The 16,279-nt window shown below is 70.7% G+C and carries 14 protein-coding genes; 8 read left to right on the top strand and 6 right to left on the bottom strand.

What is annotated here, in order from left to right:
- Nucleotides 1–54 precede the first annotated feature (54 nt).
- The 4 genes from ybaL to mutM form a co-directional block, all read right to left on the bottom strand.
- Nucleotides 55–1,779 carry a YbaL family putative K(+) efflux transporter gene (ybaL, locus tag AC27L4_RS08405; RefSeq protein ID WP_487141629.1) on the bottom strand — a complete coding sequence of 575 codons (1,725 nt, stop codon included), beginning with the start codon at nt 1,777–1,779 and terminating at the stop codon, nt 55–57.
- 91 nt (nt 1,780–1,870) lie between these two features.
- On the bottom strand, nt 1,871–2,662 hold the full coding sequence (locus AC27L4_RS08400) for a TSUP family transporter (RefSeq protein ID WP_487141628.1): 792 nt from the start codon (nt 2,660–2,662) through the stop codon (nt 1,871–1,873).
- A gap of 4 nt (nt 2,663–2,666) precedes the next feature.
- Nucleotides 2,667–3,440, bottom strand: coding sequence for an enoyl-CoA hydratase (locus AC27L4_RS08395; protein ID WP_487141627.1), 774 nt, complete (start codon nt 3,438–3,440; stop codon nt 2,667–2,669).
- 88 nt (nt 3,441–3,528) lie between these two features.
- Entirely contained in the window at nt 3,529–4,395 is an 867-nt protein-coding gene (gene mutM, locus AC27L4_RS08390; protein WP_487141934.1) for a bifunctional DNA-formamidopyrimidine glycosylase/DNA-(apurinic or apyrimidinic site) lyase, read from the bottom strand.
- Nucleotides 4,396–4,462: 67 nt separating this feature from the next.
- On the opposite strand from mutM, the gene ubiE reads away from it, so the two are divergent.
- The 3 genes from ubiE to AC27L4_RS08375 all read left to right on the top strand — a co-directional run bounded on the left by ubiE (nt 4,463) and on the right by AC27L4_RS08375 (nt 9,252).
- Nucleotides 4,463–5,218, top strand: a complete 756-nt coding sequence (gene ubiE / locus AC27L4_RS08385; RefSeq protein WP_487141626.1) for a bifunctional demethylmenaquinone methyltransferase/2-methoxy-6-polyprenyl-1,4-benzoquinol methylase UbiE — start codon at nt 4,463–4,465, stop codon at nt 5,216–5,218.
- Nucleotides 5,219–5,381: 163 nt separating this feature from the next.
- Nucleotides 5,382–7,157: a cation:proton antiporter domain-containing protein gene (locus AC27L4_RS08380; RefSeq protein WP_487141933.1), complete on the top strand. Its 1,776-nt coding sequence runs from the start codon at nt 5,382–5,384 to the stop codon at nt 7,155–7,157.
- Nucleotides 7,158–7,260: 103 nt separating this feature from the next.
- Entirely contained in the window at nt 7,261–9,252 is a 1,992-nt protein-coding gene (locus tag AC27L4_RS08375; protein ID WP_487141625.1) for a hydantoinase/oxoprolinase N-terminal domain-containing protein, read from the top strand.
- Between the two features lie 52 nt (nt 9,253–9,304).
- On the opposite strand, the gene AC27L4_RS08370 is transcribed toward AC27L4_RS08375, so the two are convergent.
- The gene (locus tag AC27L4_RS08370; protein ID WP_487141624.1) at nt 9,305–10,099 is read right to left on the bottom strand and encodes a YdcF family protein; all 795 of its coding nucleotides are present in this window, start codon (nt 10,097–10,099) and stop codon (nt 9,305–9,307) included.
- 80 nt (nt 10,100–10,179) lie between these two features.
- The gene (locus AC27L4_RS08365) at nt 10,180–10,626 is read right to left on the bottom strand and encodes a MarR family winged helix-turn-helix transcriptional regulator (RefSeq protein WP_487141623.1); all 447 of its coding nucleotides are present in this window, start codon (nt 10,624–10,626) and stop codon (nt 10,180–10,182) included.
- A gap of 60 nt (nt 10,627–10,686) precedes the next feature.
- On the opposite strand from AC27L4_RS08365, the gene AC27L4_RS08360 reads away from it, so the two are divergent.
- The 5 genes from AC27L4_RS08360 (at nt 10,687) to AC27L4_RS08340 (ending at nt 16,059) form a co-directional block, all read left to right on the top strand.
- Nucleotides 10,687–11,427, top strand: coding sequence for a DUF899 domain-containing protein (locus AC27L4_RS08360; RefSeq protein WP_487141622.1), 741 nt, complete (start codon nt 10,687–10,689; stop codon nt 11,425–11,427).
- 130 nt (nt 11,428–11,557) lie between these two features.
- On the top strand, nt 11,558–12,331 hold the full coding sequence (locus AC27L4_RS08355; protein ID WP_487141621.1) for a VOC family protein: 774 nt from the start codon (nt 11,558–11,560) through the stop codon (nt 12,329–12,331).
- 99 nt (nt 12,332–12,430) lie between these two features.
- The gene (locus AC27L4_RS08350; protein WP_487141620.1) at nt 12,431–13,390 is read left to right on the top strand and encodes a substrate-binding domain-containing protein; all 960 of its coding nucleotides are present in this window, start codon (nt 12,431–12,433) and stop codon (nt 13,388–13,390) included.
- Between the two features lie 108 nt (nt 13,391–13,498).
- Nucleotides 13,499–15,034: a sugar ABC transporter ATP-binding protein gene (locus AC27L4_RS08345; RefSeq protein ID WP_487141619.1), complete on the top strand. Its 1,536-nt coding sequence runs from the start codon at nt 13,499–13,501 to the stop codon at nt 15,032–15,034.
- 5 nt (nt 15,035–15,039) lie between these two features.
- A complete protein-coding gene (locus AC27L4_RS08340; RefSeq protein WP_487141618.1) occupies nt 15,040–16,059 on the top strand; it encodes an ABC transporter permease in 1,020 nt (339 codons plus the stop codon).
- Nucleotides 16,060–16,279: the final 220 nt, after the last annotated feature.

The following is a 16,279-nucleotide window of genomic DNA, read 5'->3' as shown; positions in this document are numbered from 1 at the left end:
GGCCCGCCGTCAACAGGGCAGGCGTCCCGTCTGCATGCGCCGCGCGGTCGCGGATCATGCCGTTGCCCCGAGGCGCTCGAGCATGCCACGGGCGATCTCGCGCTCGCCCATGATCACCGTGTCGGCCCCGAGCTTGACGAGGTGGTCGAACTCGGCATCCGAATGGGCGCGGGCAAGGATGACCAGGGCCGGGTTGAGGGCGCGCGCCTGCATCACCACCTGGCCGGCCTCGAAGGCGTTGGGAATGGCGACGATCAGCGTCCTGGCTTCCGCGAGGTTGGCTGCCGCGAGGACCCGATCGTCGACCGCATTGCCGTAGAGGGTCTCGATCCCGGCCGCATCCAGCTTGGCGACGGTCTTGTCGCCATCTTCGATCACCAGGAACGGCGCGCTGGAGCGCTGCAACTCGTCGCCGACGATCGAGCCGACGCGGCCGTAGCCGACCAGCACGATATGCCGGCTGAGCCCGGTGGGACGCAGCCCGGCTTCGTCGGGCACCGCCGGAGGCGGGGGCGCCGTGGGCGCGTCGGGCGAGGACGCCGCCGGCGCGGGAGGGCGGCTGCGGCGGTCCAGCCGCGGCTTGATCCAGTCGACGGCGGCGAACACCAGCGGGTTGAGCACGATCGAGAGGATCGCCCCCGCCAGGATCAGGTCTCGCCCCTCCGTCGGCAGAAGGTGCAGATTGACGCCCATGGAGGCGAGGATGAAGGAGAATTCGCCGATCTGGGCCAGGCTGGCCGAGATGGTCAGGGCCGTGCCGAGCGGATGGCGGAAGGCGAGCACGATCAGGAAGGCGGCGACCGACTTGCCGATGATGATGATGAACAGCGTCGCCAGCATCAGGAGCGGGTTCTCGATCAGCACGGCCGGGTCGAACAGCATGCCCACCGAAACGAAGAACAGCACGGCGAAGGCGTCGCGCAGCGGCAGCGATTCCTCCGCCGCCCGGTGGCTGAGCTCGCTCTCGCTCAGCACCATGCCGGCGAAGAAGGCGCCGAGCGCCAGCGACACGCCGAACAGCTTGGCCGCGCCATAGGCGACGCCGAGCGCGATCGACAGCACGGCGAGGCGGAAGAGCTCGCGCGAGCCGGTATGGGCGACGTAGTGCAGGATCCAGGGGATGACCCGCCGCCCGACGATCAGCATGAAGGCGACGAAGGCGGCGACCTTGCACACCGTCAGGATCAGCACGCCGGTGAGGCCGAGGCCGAAACGCGCCGCCAGCGGATCGGGCGCGGTGGCCGAGCCGCCGCCCAGCGCCCCGGCGAGGGCCGGCAGGACGACCAGGGCCAGCACCATGGCCAGATCCTCGACGATCAGCCAGCCGACGGCGATGCGCCCGCGCTCCGATTCGATCAGGCGCCGCTCCTGCAGCGCCCGCAGCAGCACCACGGTGCTGGCCACCGACAGGGCCAGGCCGAAGACGATGCCGGCGGGCAGCGACCAGCCCTGCAGCCAGGCCAGGGCCGTGCCGAGCAGGGTGGCGAACAGGATCTGCACCACCGCTCCCGGCAGGGCGATGGCCTTCACCGACAGGAGATCCTTCAGCGAGAAGTGCAGGCCGACGCCGAACATCAGCAGGATCACGCCGATCTCGGCGAGCTCGGGCGCCAGGGCCTGGTCGGCGACGAAGCCGGGCGTGAACGGGCCGACGCAGACGCCGGCCAGGAGATAGCCCACCAGCGGCGACAGCCGCAGCCGGTTGGCGATTGCGCCGAAAATGAACGCCAGACCGAGGCCGACGACGATAGTGGCGATCAGGGGCGTGTCATGCGGCATGCGTCGGGGGTCCTCGATGGGTGATGCAGCCACTGTGCGGATTGCATGCCGGCCTGTCGAGCACGGATGAGGTCATCAACTCAAAATCAGTTTATGTGATCAGCGCGGCGATGGCCTGGCGCAGCGGGTTGGCCGGATCGAGCAGCAGCTTGACGGCCATCACCATGCAAACCGCCACCAGGAGCGGGCGCACCAGCCGCGCGCCGTGGCGGATGGCCAAGCGCGAGCCGGCCTGGGCGCCGAGGATCTGTCCGGCGGCCATGGCCAGGCCCGCCGTCCAGACGATCTTGCCGGAGAAGGCGAACAGCAGCAGCGCCGCGAAGTTGGAGGTGAAGTTGAGCAGCTTGGTGTGCGCCGTCGCCCGCACCACGCCGTAGCCGAGCAGCAGCATGAAGCCGAGCATGAAGAACGAGCCGGTGCCCGGCCCGAAAACGCCGTCGTAGAAGCCGATGGCGGGCGCGGCCGTGACCGCGAACAGCGTCGGGGACAGGCGTGCCCGGGCATCGGCGTCGGAGAGCCTGGGCGAGACGGCGAAGTAGAGCGCCATCAGCATCAGGAGGGCCGGCAGGAGCGCGGACAGCAGCGAGAGCGGCGCGATCTTGACGACGGCGGCGCCGAGGCAGGCGCCGACGAAGGTGCACGCGATCATGGTCCGCGCGCTGCGGAAATCGATCATGCGGTGGCGGGCGAAGGCATGGACGGCCGACGCCGAGCCGAAGCTGCCCTGCAGCTTGTTGGTGGCCAGCGCCGAGACCGGGTCGAACCCGGCCAGCAGCAGTGCCGGCACGGTGAGCAGGCCGCCGCCGCCGGCGATCGAATCGACGAAGCCGGCGACGAGGGCGACGAGGGCGAACGCGGCCAGGCCGAGAAGGGACGGGTCCAAGGAGTTACCGGTTCTGGAAGGACGGCGGACGCTTCTCGACGAAGGCGGCCATGCCCTCCTTCTGGTCGGCGGTGGCGAAAAGTGCGTAGAAGGCCTGCTTCTCGCCGCGGATGCCCTCGGCCAGCGTGGTCTCGAACGCCCGGTTGATCGCCGCCTTGGCGGCGATGACCGAGGGCTGGGACTGGGCGGCGATCGCCTCGGCCGTCTTCACCGCCTCGGCGACCAGGTCGGCGGACGGCACGATGCGCGCGACCAGACCGGCGCGTTCGGCCTCCGCGGCGTCCATCATCCGGCCGGTCAGGATCATCTCCATGGCCTTGGCCTTGCCGATGGCCCGCACCAGGCGCTGGGTGCCGCCGATGCCGGGTATGATGCCGAGCCGGATCTCGGGCTGGCCGAAGCGGGCGGTGTCGGCGGCGATGATCAGGTCGCACATCATGGCGAGCTCGCAGCCTCCGCCGAGGGCGAAGCCGGAGACGGCCGCGATCACCGGCTTCTTCAGGCGGCCGATGCCGTCCCAGGCGGCGATGAAGTCGTCGACGACGATCTGCGGATAGGTCTTGTCGGCCATCTCCTTGATGTCGGCGCCGGCGGCGAAGGCTTTTTCCGAACCGGTGATCACCATGGCGCCGATCGCAGGATCCGCGTCGAAGGCGGCGAGCGCCGCGGTCAGCTCGGTCGCGAGGCGGGCGTTGAGGGCGTTGAGGGCGGCCGGCCGGTTCAGCGTGACGAGGCCGACGCGCCCGCGCGTCTCGACGATGATGGTCTCATGGGACATGCTGGGGGCTCCTGATGGCAGTGGCGCACCGATGGTCCGGCGCAATGCGCGATGGCGGGCGGCTTGGCAAGAGCCGGCGTGCGGCCGCTCAGCGCTGGCATGCCGCGCACCAGAAGGTCGAGCGGCCGGACTGGACGATGCGCTGCACCGTGCCCCGGCACCCCGGCGTCGGGCAGGGGGCTCCTTCCTGGTCGTAGACGCGGAAGCGATGCTGGAAATAGCCGAGCGAGCCGTCGGTGTGGGCGTAGTCGCGCAAGGTCGAGCCGCCGGCCTCGATCGCCTCGGTCAGCACGGCCCGGATTTCCACGGCGACGCGCTCGGCTTCGTCCGGCGTCAGCGTGCCGGCGGGGCGCTGCGGCGCGAGGCCCGCCCTGTGCAGCACCTCGCAGACATAGATGTTGCCGAGGCCGGCGATCAGGCGCTGGTCGAGCAGGGCGGCCTTCAGCGGCGCCGCCTTGCCGGCGAAGAGGCCGCCCACCAGGGGGCCGTCCAGGGCATTGCCGAGGGGCTCGACGCCCATGTCCCTGAAATGCCTCGAACCCTCGAGCTCGGACCGGGGCACCAGGTCCATGAAGCCGAAGCGGCGCGTGTCGTTGTAGGTGACGGTGAAGCCGCTCGAGAGACGGAACACCACGTGGTCGTGCTTGGCGCCTCCGCCCGGATCGGCCTGGAACTCGCCGGGCTCGCGGGTGCGCCCGTCCGGCGCGGTCACGAGGAAGCGTCCGCTCATGCCCAGATGCATCACCAGGACCTCGCCGGAGGAGAGGTCGGCCTGCAGGTATTTGGCGCGGCGGCCGAGGGCGGTGATGGTCTGGCCTTTCAGGCGGGCGGCGAAGCGCCGGGGAAAGGGAAAGCGCAGATCCGGACGGTTGACGGTGACCGCCTCGATGCGCGCGCCGCTCATGGCGGGATCGAGGCCGCGGCGGACGGTTTCGACTTCGGGAAGCTCGGGCATGCGCCAGACATAGCGCCGGCCGGCGCGCTGCGCTATGGCTCGGCCGAGATCCGCTTGAGGCCTTGCCATGCCGCAGACCGCCGACACCCATTTCGGCTTTTCCACCGTGCCCCTGGAGGAGAAGCAGACCCTGGTCGACGACGTCTTCCACAAGGTCGCCTCGCGCTACGACCTGATGAACGACCTGATGTCCGGCGGGCTGCACCGGCTGTGGAAGGAGACGCTCGTCACCATGCTCGACCCGCCGCGGCGGCGGCCGTTCCGCCACCTCGACGTGGCGGGCGGCACCGGCGACGTGGCGTTCCGCGTCGTCGAGGCCGGTGGGCCGCAGACGCACGTGACCGTGCTCGACATCAACGGCTCGATGCTGGAGGTCGGCCGGGCGCGGGCCGTCGAGCGTGGCCATGCGGCGCAGCTGGAGTTCGTCGAAGCCAACGCCGAGGCGCTGCCGCTGGCGGACAGGAGCTTCGACGGCTACACCGTCGCCTTCGGCATCCGCAACGTGCCGCGCATCGACCGGGCCCTGGCCGAGGCGTTCCGCGTGCTCCGGCACGGCGGCCGGTTCCTGTGCCTGGAATTCTCGACCGTCGACCTGCCCGGGCTCGACAGGGTCTACGACCTCTATTCGTTCAAGGTCATTCCGCCGATGGGCGGCATGGTCACCGGCGATCCCGAGCCCTACCGCTACCTCGTCGAATCGATTCGCCGCTTCCCCAAGCCGGACGCCTTCTCGGCGATGATCCGGGAGGCCGGCTTCTCGCGTGTTTCGTACCGCCCCCTGACCGGCAGCATCGCCGCCATCCATTCCGGCTGGAAGCTGTAGCGGGCCCTCTCCGGCCGGAGCGGAAATTCTGAGACAAAAATACGGTTCGGCGGCTCGATCGCTTTGATCTTGCCATGCTTGCGTCCAGACTGCGCGCGGCGTTTCGCAGTGGGGAGGACGAAGTTTGGCAGGGGCTGCGCATGATCTGGTTGCCACCAAGGATATGCTGATCGTGCTGGGCGCGGCGGCAACCGTCGTGCCCTTCGTGCGGCGCTTCAACGTCAGCCCGGTGCTCGGCTTCCTGGCTGCGGGCGTCGCGCTCGGGCCGAACGGCCTCGGTGCGCTGCACGCCCTCATGCCGGCCCTCGACTGGATCACCATCAGCGAGCGCGAGAGCATCGCCGCCATCGCCGAATACGGCGTGGTCTTCCTCCTGTTCGTCATCGGCCTGGAGCTGTCGCTGGCGCGCCTGACCAGCATGCGACGGCTGGTGTTCGGGCTGGGTGGTCTGCAGGTGCTGATCTCAGCCGTCACGATCGGCCTGGTGGCGGACCAATTCCTCAGCGTGCCGGCGGCCCTGGCCGTGGGCGCCGCCCTGGCGCTGTCTTCCACCGCCATCGTCATCGAGGTTCTGGCCGGCGAGAAACGCGTCGCCTCGGCCACCGGCCGCGCCGCCTTCGCCATCCTGATCTGCCAGGATCTGGCGGTGGTGCCGATCCTGTTCATCGTCGGGGCCCATCCGGAGGGCTCGGTGCTGCAGGGCATGGCTTTCGGCCTGCTCAAGGCCTGCGCCACCATCGCCCTCATCGTCCTGGTCGGCAAGTTCCTGCTGGCGCCGCTGTTCCGCCTGGTGGCGGGCCGGGACAGCCGCGAGTTCTTCATGGCGGCGACGCTGCTGGTGGCGATCGGCACCGGCGTGGCGGCGGCCGCGGCGGGCCTGTCCATGGCGCTCGGGGCCTTCATCGCCGGCCTGCTCATCGCCGAAACCGAGTATCGCCGCGCCGTCGAGGCGACCATCGAACCGTTCAAGAGCCTGCTGCTCGGCGTGTTCTTCTTCGCCGTCGGCATGAGCCTCGACCTGGCGACGGTGCTGCGGAACCCCGGTTTCGTCGTGGTGGCGCTGGTCTGCCTGCTCCTGGTCAAGGGCCTGATCGTCTTCGTGCTGGCGCGGGCCTTCCGCCTGTCGCGGCCGGTGGCGATCGAGGCGGCGTTCCTGCTGGCGCCGGCGGGCGAGTTCGCCTTCGTGGTGTTCAAGCTGGCGGAGGACAATGCCATCCTCGACCCCGCCCATGCTGCGCTCGGCGTCGCCGTGGCTTCGCTGTCGATGGCGCTGACCCCGGTGCTCGGCATGCTCGGCCTGCGCCTCGGCAAGAGCTTCGAGCGTCCGGTGCCGGTCGACCCGGAAGCGACCGCGCCCCTGCCCGCCGATGGCGCGCGGCGTGCCATCGTCGTGGGCTATGGGCGTGTCGGCAGGCTCGTCGCCGACATGCTCGGCCGGCACGGCGTCTCCCACCTCGCCGTGGACGCGGACGCGCGCAGCGTGGCGCGCTGGCGGCGGGAGACGAAGTCGGTCTATTGGGGCGATGCCACCGACGCCGGCTTCCTCGAGCGCTGCGGCCTCGCCGAGGCTTCGGCCCTGGTGGTCACCATCGACAGGGCCAAGGAGATCGAGGCCATCGTCGCGACGGCGCGCGGCCTCAGGCCCGACCTCGTCATCGTGGCGCGGGCGCGGGATGCCGATCACGCCCGTGCCCTCTACGCGCTGGGCGTCACGGATGCCGTGCCCGAGACGATCGAGGCGAGCCTGCAGCTCTCCGAGGCGGCCCTGGTCGGCCTCGGTGTCGCCATGGGACCGGTGATCGCCTCCATCCACGAACGGCGCGACGAGTTCCGGCATGAGCTGCAGGGCGCGGCCGGGCGTCCGACCCGCGCCGTCAAGGGCAAGCGGTCGCCGCGGTCCCCGGCGCTCGCCTCCGAGGACAAGCCGGCGAATTCCTGAGCCCGCGGCGCGGGATCTCCGCCGGGAGGGTGACGCTGCGGCGTCGATCACCATAGCCTCCCGGCCTTCGCTTCCGATATCCGAACCACAGAACCAGACTCCCATGCCCCTTCTCCTCGGAATCGATACGGGCGGCACCTTCACCGACGCCGTCCTCTATGACGAAGCGCGCGGCGTCGTCGCCAAGGCCAAGGCGCTGACCACCCATCACGACCTGGCGCTCGGCGTCGGCGGGGCGGTGGAGGCGGTGCTGGCGCGGTCGGGCGTCGACCCGGCGGCCGTCGCCCTGGTCTCGCTGTCGACCACGCTCGCCACCAATGCCATGGTGGAAGGGCAGGGCGGCCGCGTCGGCCTGGTCTTCATCGGTTTCGACGCGGCCGACGCCGAGCGGCCGGCCCTCAAGGCGGCGCTGCACGGCGATCCGGTGCTGCTGATCGACGGCGGCCATGACAGCTTCGGCGCGGAGCGGGCGCCGCTGGACATCGGGGCCCTGGCGGCGGAGGCGGTGCGCCTGGCGCCCTCGCTCACCGGCTTTGCGGTGACCGGCCGCTTCGCCGTGCTCAACCCCGCGCACGAGGTCGCGGCGCGCGACCTGCTGCGCGAGCGCACTGGGCTGCCGGTCTCGTGCGGCCACGAGCTCTCGGCCCGGCTCGACGGGCCGAAACGGGCGCTGACCTGCGTGCTCAACGCCCGGCTGATCCACCTCCTGGAGACGCTGATCGAGGCGACGGAGGGGCGGCTTCGCGCCTGCGGCATCGCGGCGCCGCTGATGGTGGTGCGCGGCGACGGCGCGCTGGTCACCGCCGGCGTGGCGCGGGCCAGGCCGATCGAGACCATCTTCTCCGGCCCGGCAGCCAGCGCCGTGGGCGGCGCATTCCTGGCGCGTACGCGCGACGCCATCGTCTCCGACATCGGCGGCACGACCACCGACGTGGTGGTGCTGCGGGACGGGCGGCCGCGCGTCGATCCGGCCGGGGCCCTGATCGGCGGATTCCGCACCATGGTCGAGGCCATCGCCATCCGCACCTGCGGGCTCGGCGGCGACAGCGAGGTGGCGCTGGACCAGTCCGGCCTCGAGACGGTGCTGCGGCTCGGGCCGCGGCGCGCCATGCCGTTGGCGCTGCTGGCGGAAAGTCACGGCGACCTCGTGCACGGCACGCTCGACCGGCAGGCCGGCGCCGAGATCCCCTCCGATCTCGACGGACGTTTCGTCGTACCGCTGCGGCCGCCGACCACGGACCTGCCGGAGCTGGAGCAGGCCCTGCTCGATCGCCTCGGCGGCGAGCCCAGGGCGATGGACCGGCTGGTGACCGGCCGGCGCGAAGCCAGCGCCCTGCGCCGGCTGATCGACAAGCGCCTGGCGATCGCCGCGGCGCTGACGCCGTCCGACGCCGCCCACGTGCTGGGATTGCACACCGCCTGGGACGTTGCGGCGGCGAGGAAGGGGGCCGGACTGTTCGCCCGCAAGCGCGGCGCCGGGGGGCGTGCCTTCGCCGAGGACGCGGAGGCGCTGGCCCGGCTGGTGATCGACGCGCTGATCCGGCGCTCGGGCGAGTTCGTGCTCGACTGCGCCCTGGCCGAGGACGGCTTCGAGGATGGCGACCTGTCGCGCCATCCGCTCGCGGTGGCGGCCATGGCGGATCGGCCGGGCCTCGTGCGCCTGTCCCTGTCGCTGTCGGCGCCATTGGTCGGGCTGGGGGCGTCGGCCGCCACCTATTATCCCGATATCGCCCGGCTGGTGCGCGCGCCCTCGCTGGTGCCCGAGCACGCCGAGGTGGCCAACGCCGTGGGCGCCGTGGTCGGCGGCGTGCATGCCAGCGCCGTGGTCAAGGTGCTGCAGCCGGTGGAAGGTATTTTCCGGGTGCTCGGCGCCGGCCTCGCCCGCGACCTCACCGGCCTGCCGGCGGCGCTGGCGCTGGCCGAGGAGGCGGCGCGCGGCGAGGCGGCCGCCTCGGCGATCCGCGCCGGCGCCGGGGCGGTCGAGATCGGCGTCGTGGTCGAGCAGAAGAAGGCCGAGGCCGAGGGACGGGAGATCTTCGTCGAGGCGTCCGTCACCGCCCGCGCCTCCGGACGGCCGCGCATGGGCACGCCCTGAGCAGCGTCCCGCGGCTCTCGCCACGATTGATTCGGCATCGGCCGGCCGCGGCCTACGGGCCGGGCAGGAGGTCCTCCGTCAGGCCGGCGAGGCGGTAGGTCACGAGGCCGATCCATTCATGGGCGGCGAGATCGGTGGCGGCGAGGCCGGCCGACAGCGGCGTGACCGGCCGACGCAGCACGCCGCTGCCACCGGTGCGATAGTCGACGGGGTAGGGGACGACGTCGAAGCCGGCGGCACGGAAGCAGGCGACCGAGCGGGGCATGTGGCTGGCCGAGGTGACGAGCAGCCATTGCTCGCCCGGCTGGGGCTTGAGGGCGGCGGCGCTCTCGCTGCCGTTCTCGCAGGTGTTGCGAGAGCGCTCCTCCATCGTGATCCGAGCTTCGGGCACGCCGAGCGCGATCAGGAGCGTGCGGGCGAGGTCGGATTCGGTGAGGGAGCCATCGGCGCCGATATGGCCGGCGCCACCGGACAGGAAGATCCGGGCGTCGGGATAGCGGCGGCTGAGCTCGGCCGTCGCCGTCAGCCGTTCTCCGGCTTCGTTCAGGGCGACGTCGCCGCGATCGGCGGAAATATGCGTGTCCACGGCGCCGCCGAGCATGACGATCCCGGTCGCGGGCCCGGCGATCGGCGGCCGCGGGAAGCGGTCCTCCAGCACCATCAGCGCCGCGGGACCGAGCGGCGACCATCCGGCGACCGCCAGCGCCAGGATCGAGGCGGCGAGGCAGGCCTGGCCCAGCCGGCGGCGGCCGGCGAAGAGGCCGAGCAGGCCGATCCCGCCGAGCAGGCCGATCAGGTTGGAGGGAGTGAGCAGGAAGCCGAGGAGCTTGGAGGCGAGAAAGAACATCGGCGGCCTTCGTCAGGGCGGAGCGGGTCGGCAATCCCCCGATCCTACCGGCTCGTCCTTGCCGTTGTGATAATGGCCGCTCAGGCCAGCGCCCGCAGGCCGGTGCGCAGGCGGTCGGGATCGATTGCGGTCAGGCGGGCCTCCAGGGCGGCGTGCGCCGCTTCCCACAGCGGCACTGCGTCGGCCAGGAGGGCTTGCCCCGCCTCCGTCAGGGCGAGGCGACGGCTGCGCCGGTCGGCGGGGTCGGGCGTCACCGCGACCAGGCCGCGGCGTTCCAGCGGCTTCAGGGCTGCGGTGAGGGTGGTGCGGTCCATGGCGAGCAGAGAAGCCACCGAGCCCAGGGCCGGCGGGTGCGGGCGGTTCAGCGACATCATCAGAGAGAACTGGCCGTTGGTGAGGCCGAGCGGACGCAGAACCTCGTCGAAGCGCCGCGCCAGCGCCCGCGCCGCCCGCTGGACATGCAGGCACAGGCAGGTGTCACGCACCAGGACGGTGGTCGAGAAGGGAACCTCAGCCGGCTTTGACATGTCCAATATATGTTGATATCAACCTTTCCTGTCAAGCGAACGGCTGCCAGGGAGGATGGAATGCCGCTGAATCCGGTCGTATCCCGCGAGGAATGGCTCGTCGCCCGCAAGGCTCTCCTCGCCCGGGAGAAGGAGGCGACGCGCCTGCGCGACAGCATCAACGCCGAGCGCCTGGCCCTGCCCTGGGTCCGCGTCGACAAGGACTATGCCTTCGATACGCCGGCCGGGCGCCGGACGCTGGCGCAGCTGTTCGACGGCCGCAGCCAGCTCGTCGTCTATCACTTCATGCTGGGGCCCGGCTGGGACGCCGGCTGTCCCGGCTGCTCCTTCCTGGCCGATCATCTCGACGGCACGCTGCCCCATCTCCAGCATCACGACGTGACGCTGCTCGCCGTCTCCCGTGCTCCGCTGCCGGAGATCGAGGCCTACAAGGCGCGCATGGGCTGGCGCTTCCCGTGGGTGTCGTCGTTCGGCAGCGACTTCAACTACGACTACCATGTCTCCTTCACCAGGGAGGACCTGGCCAGGGAGGGCGTCCGCTACAACTTCACCGAGATCGACCGCGCCGCCGCCCATGACGAGCTGCCGGGGCTCAGCGCCTTCTACCGGGACGCGGACGGCGCGGTGTATCATACCTATTCCAGCTATGCCCGCGGTCCGGAGGAGCTGATCGGCACCTACATGATCCTCGACCGGGCACCCAAAGGGCGCAACGAGGCGGAGACCATGGACTGGATGCGCCGGCACGACGAATACGAGGACGCTCCCAAGGCGCATGCCTGTTGCGGCACCGCAGCCTGAGAGGCCCCGGGGAACCTCGCTCCGGCCGGGTGCGGCCGGGGCGGCCGGACGAAGTCTTCTTGCCGCCCGGATCATCGCGCATCCTGGCGCGATCACCGTGCCCTCGATCCGAACAACTGGAGCTGTCATCATGCAAGCATCCCGTGGCACTTTCGTCTGGTATGAACTGATGACCACCGACCCCAAGGCCGCGGAGGCCTTCTACCGCAGCGTGGTCGGCTGGAGCGGGCATGACGCAGGCATGCCGGGCATGCCCTATACCCTCTTCACCGTCGGGGAGACCCCGGTTTGCGGGATGATGGCGCTGCCCGACGGCGCGGCCTGCCCGGGCGGCGGGGGACCGGGCTGGATCGGCTATGTCGCGGTCGACGACGTCGATGCCGCCGCCGCCGCCTTCGAGCGGGAAGGCGGCAAGATCCATCGCCCGGGTGACGACATTCCCGGCATCGGCCGTTTCGCGGTCGTCGCCGATCCGCAAGGCGCGGTGATGTGCCTGTTCAAGGGGACGAGCGAGCCTCCGCCGGCTGCGACGCCCGGCACGCCGGGCCATGTCGGATGGCACGAGCTCTTCGCCGCGGAGTGGGAAAGCGCCTATGCCTTCTATGCCCGGCACTTCGGCTGGACCAAGGGCCAGGCGTTCGACATGGGGCCGATGGGCACCTACCAGCTCTTCGACATCGGCGGAAAGGCCGCCGGCGGCATGATGACCAAGCCGGCGGACATGCCCGCTCCCTTCTGGCGCTATTACTTCAACGTCGACGGGATCGCCCCTGCCGAAAAACGGGTGCGGGACGGGGGCGGGGAGATCCTGGCCGGGCCGATGGAAGTGCCCAACGGCGACTGGATCGTGCAATGCCGCGATCCGCAGGGGGCCATGTTCGCCCTGGTCGGGCCGCGCGGCTGAGGCGCGAAGAGCGGCAGATTGGGATTGACCCGGCAAACGATTGCGCTTCATTCTTGAATCAGCGCTTCGCCAGAGGGCGCAAAACGAGGGATGAACGCCATGAACCGCCGTCAATTTCTGCAAGGAACCAGTCTCGCCGCCGTCGGCCTCACGTTCGGGGTGGGGCCGGTGTTCGCCGCCGGCAAGGCGCTGACCATCGCCACGTCCTTGCCGAGCCTGTCCTTCCCGTTCTTCGTGCATATGCAAAAGCAGCTGGCCGCGGAGGCTGCGACGCTCGGCGACATCAAGCTGATCGAGACCGACGGCCAGAACCAGGCGACCAAGCAGACCGGCGACGTCGAGGCGGCCGTGACCCAGAAGGTCGACGCCATCGTCATCTCGCCGCTGGACGTCAACGCCATGGCGCCGGCCCTTCAGGCCGCCGTCGAGGCGGGCGTGCCGGTCGTCACCATCGACCGGCGGGTCAAGGACGTCGAGGGCATTCTCGCCCATGTCGGCGCCGACAACGTCGCCGGCGGCGAGGCGCAGGGCCATGCCATCATCGCCGCCTTCCCGGACGGCGCCAGGATCTTCCACCTGCAGGGCCAGCCCGGCGCCGGCCCGGCGATCGACCGCAACAAGGGCCTCCACAACGTCCTCGACAAGGTCAAGGACAAGTACCAGATCGTGTTCGAGCAGACGGCGAACTTCGCCCGCGCCGAAGCGCTGAGCGTGACGGAGGCGGGCCTGGCCGGCGCCGCGACCCCGCCGGACGTGATCGTCTGCGCCAATGACGACATGGCGCTGGGCGCCATGGAGGCGGCCAAGGCGCGCAACCTCGCCAACATCAAGATCTACGGCTTCGACGCCTTGCCCGAGGCGCTGAAGATGGTGAAGGAAGGCGGCATGGCCGGTACCGTGGAGCAGTTCCCCGGCGAGCAGAGCCGCATCGCCATGCGCATCGCCGTCGCCTTCGCCCGCGACGGCAAGAAGCCGGAGAAGGCGGTGACGCTGCTGACCCCGATCGTCCTGACCAAGGACAATCTCGACAAGGCCGAGCGCCTCGGCGAGGTGAAGTAGCAGGGAGGCGGGCCGCCTTCAGGAACGAGGCGCGGGGAACCCCTCTCCCTCCGGGGGAGAGGATCCTCCGCGTCTCCGTCTGCCGCCCTTCCCGGCCGGGACCGCGCCATGCCATCTCCCCTTCTCGCCCTGTCCGGGCTCTCCAAGCGCTTCCTCGGCGTCCAGGCGCTGGACGATGTCGGCATCACCGTGCTGCCCGGCGAGGTGCACGGGCTGCTCGGCGAGAACGGTGCCGGCAAGTCGACCCTGCTGAAAATCATCGCCGGGGCGCAGCCGCCCGATTCCGGCACCATGCTGTGGGACGGCGCCCCGACGACGCTGGCCAATCCGCTGGCGGCGCAGGCGCTCGGCATCGTCACCATCTACCAGGAATTCAACCTGATCCCGACGCTGACCGTGGCCGAGAACATCTTCATCGGCCGCGAGCCGAAGCGGATGGGCCTGTTCGTCGACTGGCCGCAGATGTCGGCCATGGCCCGCCGCCACCTCGACCGCATTGGCCTGGCCATCGACCCTGCGACCCCGGTCTCGGCTCTGTCGGTGGCCGAGCAGCAGATGGTCGAGATCGCCCGCGCCCTGTCGATGAAGGCGCGGCTGGTGGTGATGGACGAGCCGACCTCGGCCCTGACCGAGGCCGAGGTCGAGCGGCTGATCGGCATCATGCGCCAGCTGCGCGGCGAGGGCGTCAGCATCCTGTTCGTCACCCATCGGCTCGAGGAGGCGATGCAGATCTGCGATCGTTTCACCGTGCTGCGCGACGGCCGGCTCGCCGGCCGGCGTGACCGCGAGGGGCTGACCATTCCGCAGATCATCGAGCTGATGGTGGGGCGCTCGGCCTCCGAGCTCTACCGCCGCCCGGAGCGGCGCCACCAGGCCGGCGAGGTCAGGCTGGCGACGCGCGGATTGACGACGCTCGCCACCGGCCAGCGCAGCCACGGCACGGTGCTGCGCGGCATCAGCCTCGACGTGCGGGCCGGCGAGATTCTCGGCATCGCCGGCCTGGTCGGGGCCGGGCGCACGGAATTCGCCCGCGCCGTGTTCGGCGCCGACCCGGCGGCGGACGGCGAGATCCGGATCGACGGCCGGCCGGTGACCATCCGCACCCCGCGCGACGCCATCCGCCACGGCATCGGCCTGGTGCCGGAGGATCGCAAGCAGCAGGCGCTGTTCCTCGACCTCGCCATTCGGCAGAACTTCTCCATCGCCGGGCTGGAGCGCTTCTCGCGGCTGGGCGTCTTCGTCGACGAGGCGGCGGAGGGCAGGGCGCTGGAGAGTTTCCGCCGGTCCATGCATGTGCGCATGCGCGATCCCGGCCAGCGGGTCGGAGCGCTGTCCGGCGGCAACCAGCAGAAGATCGTGCTGGCGCGCTGGCTGCAGCTGGAGCCCAAGATCCTGATCGTCGACGAGCCGACGCGCGGCGTCGACATCGGCGCCAAGGCGGAGGTGCACGAATTGCTCGACCAGCTCGCCTCGCGCGGCGTCGCCGTGATCGCCATATCGTCAGACCTGCCGGAGGTCATGGCGGTCTCCGACCGGATCATCACCATGCGGGCGGGACGCATCACCGGCGAAGTGTCGGCCAACGACGCCACCCAGGAGCGGCTGATGACCCTGATGACCCTCGAACAACGCGACGCGGCCTGATCGTCATGACAGACAACGCTCCCGGCAAGCCCGCACCCGACCGCCGCGCCCTGGGCCGCTTCGTCGCGGGCCTGGCGCCGCTGATCTTCCTCCTGGCGATGATGACGGTGTTCGCGGTGCTGGAGCCGCGCTTCCTCAACTCGACCAACCTGTTCAACGTCATGCGCCAGATCTCGATCACCGGCCTGATCGCGCTCGGCATGACCTTCGTCATCCTGACGGCCGGCATCGATCTTTCCGTCGGCTCGCTGCTGGCCCTGGCCGGCATGATCGCCGCGGCCGTGGCCAAGGGCTCGACCGGCAACACCCTGTCGCTCGACGACAGCGCCGCGGCCGGGCATGGCGCCATGGCGGCGATGCTGGCGGCGATCGGCGTCGGCCTTGCCGGCGGCCTGATCCAGGGCCTCGGCATCACCAGGCTGAAGGTGCCGCCCTTCGTCGTGACGCTCGGCGGGCTCTCCGCCTTCCGCGGCATGACCCTGTGGTTCTCCGGCGGCGGGCCGATCTCGGGCTTCGAGGCCGACTATCGCTGGTGGGGCCAGGGCTATGTCGGCTCCATCCCGGTGCCGGTGATCATCTTCCTCGCCTGCGCCGTGATCTGCCACGTCGTGCTGCGCCACACCCGCTACGGCCGCCATATCTATGCCGTCGGCGGCAATCCGGAGGCGGCGCGCCTGTCGGGCCTGCCGGTCGACCGCATCATCCTGTCGGTCTACGTCATCGTCGGCTTCTTCGCGGGGCTCGCCGGCTTCGTGCTCTCGGCGCGGCTGAACTCTTCGGAGGCCGTGGCCGGCATCGGTTACGAGCTGACCGTCATCGCCTCGGTGGTAATCGGCGGCACCAGCCTGTTCGGCGGATCGGGGTCGGTGGCCGGCACGGTGGTCGGGGCGATCCTGATCGGCGTCCTGGTCAACGGGCTCGTGCTCAACAACGTGTCGAGCTATGTGCAGCAGATCGTGATCGGCCTGATCATCATCCTGGCCGTCGGCTTCGACCGCTGGATCAAGACGCGCAGCGCCGCATGACGGCCGCCGGAGCCATCCGCTCCGGGGCCATGTGCGAAAGCGCACAGCCGGTCGCCGGCCCCGATGTTACCTCCATTGCGGTGCTGATCGCAGGGGTGCCCGCCAGGGCGTGAAGCCTTCTGCCTCGAGGCCGGGAGCGTGGAACGGGCGCGCGCCTGCGGCCTGCGGCCGGGCTTCCGCCGAAGCGGCCGGCTCGGCGATCGGCTGGCATGGCTGAGGA

Source organism: Labrys sp. Lb11 (assembly GCF_057554225.1).
The sequence above is the reverse complement of the archived record's forward strand: the minus strand, read 5'-3'. Positions and strand labels throughout refer to the sequence as shown.

Coding starts and splice junctions, on each gene's coding strand:
- ybaL (WP_487141629.1), bottom strand. CDS start 1,779: ATGCCGCATGACACGCCCCTGATCGCCACTATCGTCGTCGGCCTCGGT.
- AC27L4_RS08395 (WP_487141627.1), bottom strand. CDS start 3,440: ATGTCCCATGAGACCATCATCGTCGAGACGCGCGGGCGCGTCGGCCTC.
- mutM (WP_487141934.1), bottom strand. CDS start 4,395: ATGCCCGAGCTTCCCGAAGTCGAAACCGTCCGCCGCGGCCTCGATCCC.
- ubiE (WP_487141626.1), top strand. CDS start 4,463: ATGCCGCAGACCGCCGACACCCATTTCGGCTTTTCCACCGTGCCCCTG.
- AC27L4_RS08380 (WP_487141933.1), top strand. CDS start 5,382: ATGCTGATCGTGCTGGGCGCGGCGGCAACCGTCGTGCCCTTCGTGCGG.
- AC27L4_RS08375 (WP_487141625.1), top strand. CDS start 7,261: ATGCCCCTTCTCCTCGGAATCGATACGGGCGGCACCTTCACCGACGCC.
- AC27L4_RS08370 (WP_487141624.1), bottom strand. CDS start 10,099: ATGTTCTTTCTCGCCTCCAAGCTCCTCGGCTTCCTGCTCACTCCCTCC.
- AC27L4_RS08365 (WP_487141623.1), bottom strand. CDS start 10,626: ATGTCAAAGCCGGCTGAGGTTCCCTTCTCGACCACCGTCCTGGTGCGT.
- AC27L4_RS08360 (WP_487141622.1), top strand. CDS start 10,687: ATGCCGCTGAATCCGGTCGTATCCCGCGAGGAATGGCTCGTCGCCCGC.
- AC27L4_RS08355 (WP_487141621.1), top strand. CDS start 11,558: ATGCAAGCATCCCGTGGCACTTTCGTCTGGTATGAACTGATGACCACC.
- AC27L4_RS08350 (WP_487141620.1), top strand. CDS start 12,431: ATGAACCGCCGTCAATTTCTGCAAGGAACCAGTCTCGCCGCCGTCGGC.
- AC27L4_RS08345 (WP_487141619.1), top strand. CDS start 13,499: ATGCCATCTCCCCTTCTCGCCCTGTCCGGGCTCTCCAAGCGCTTCCTC.
- AC27L4_RS08340 (WP_487141618.1), top strand. CDS start 15,040: ATGACAGACAACGCTCCCGGCAAGCCCGCACCCGACCGCCGCGCCCTG.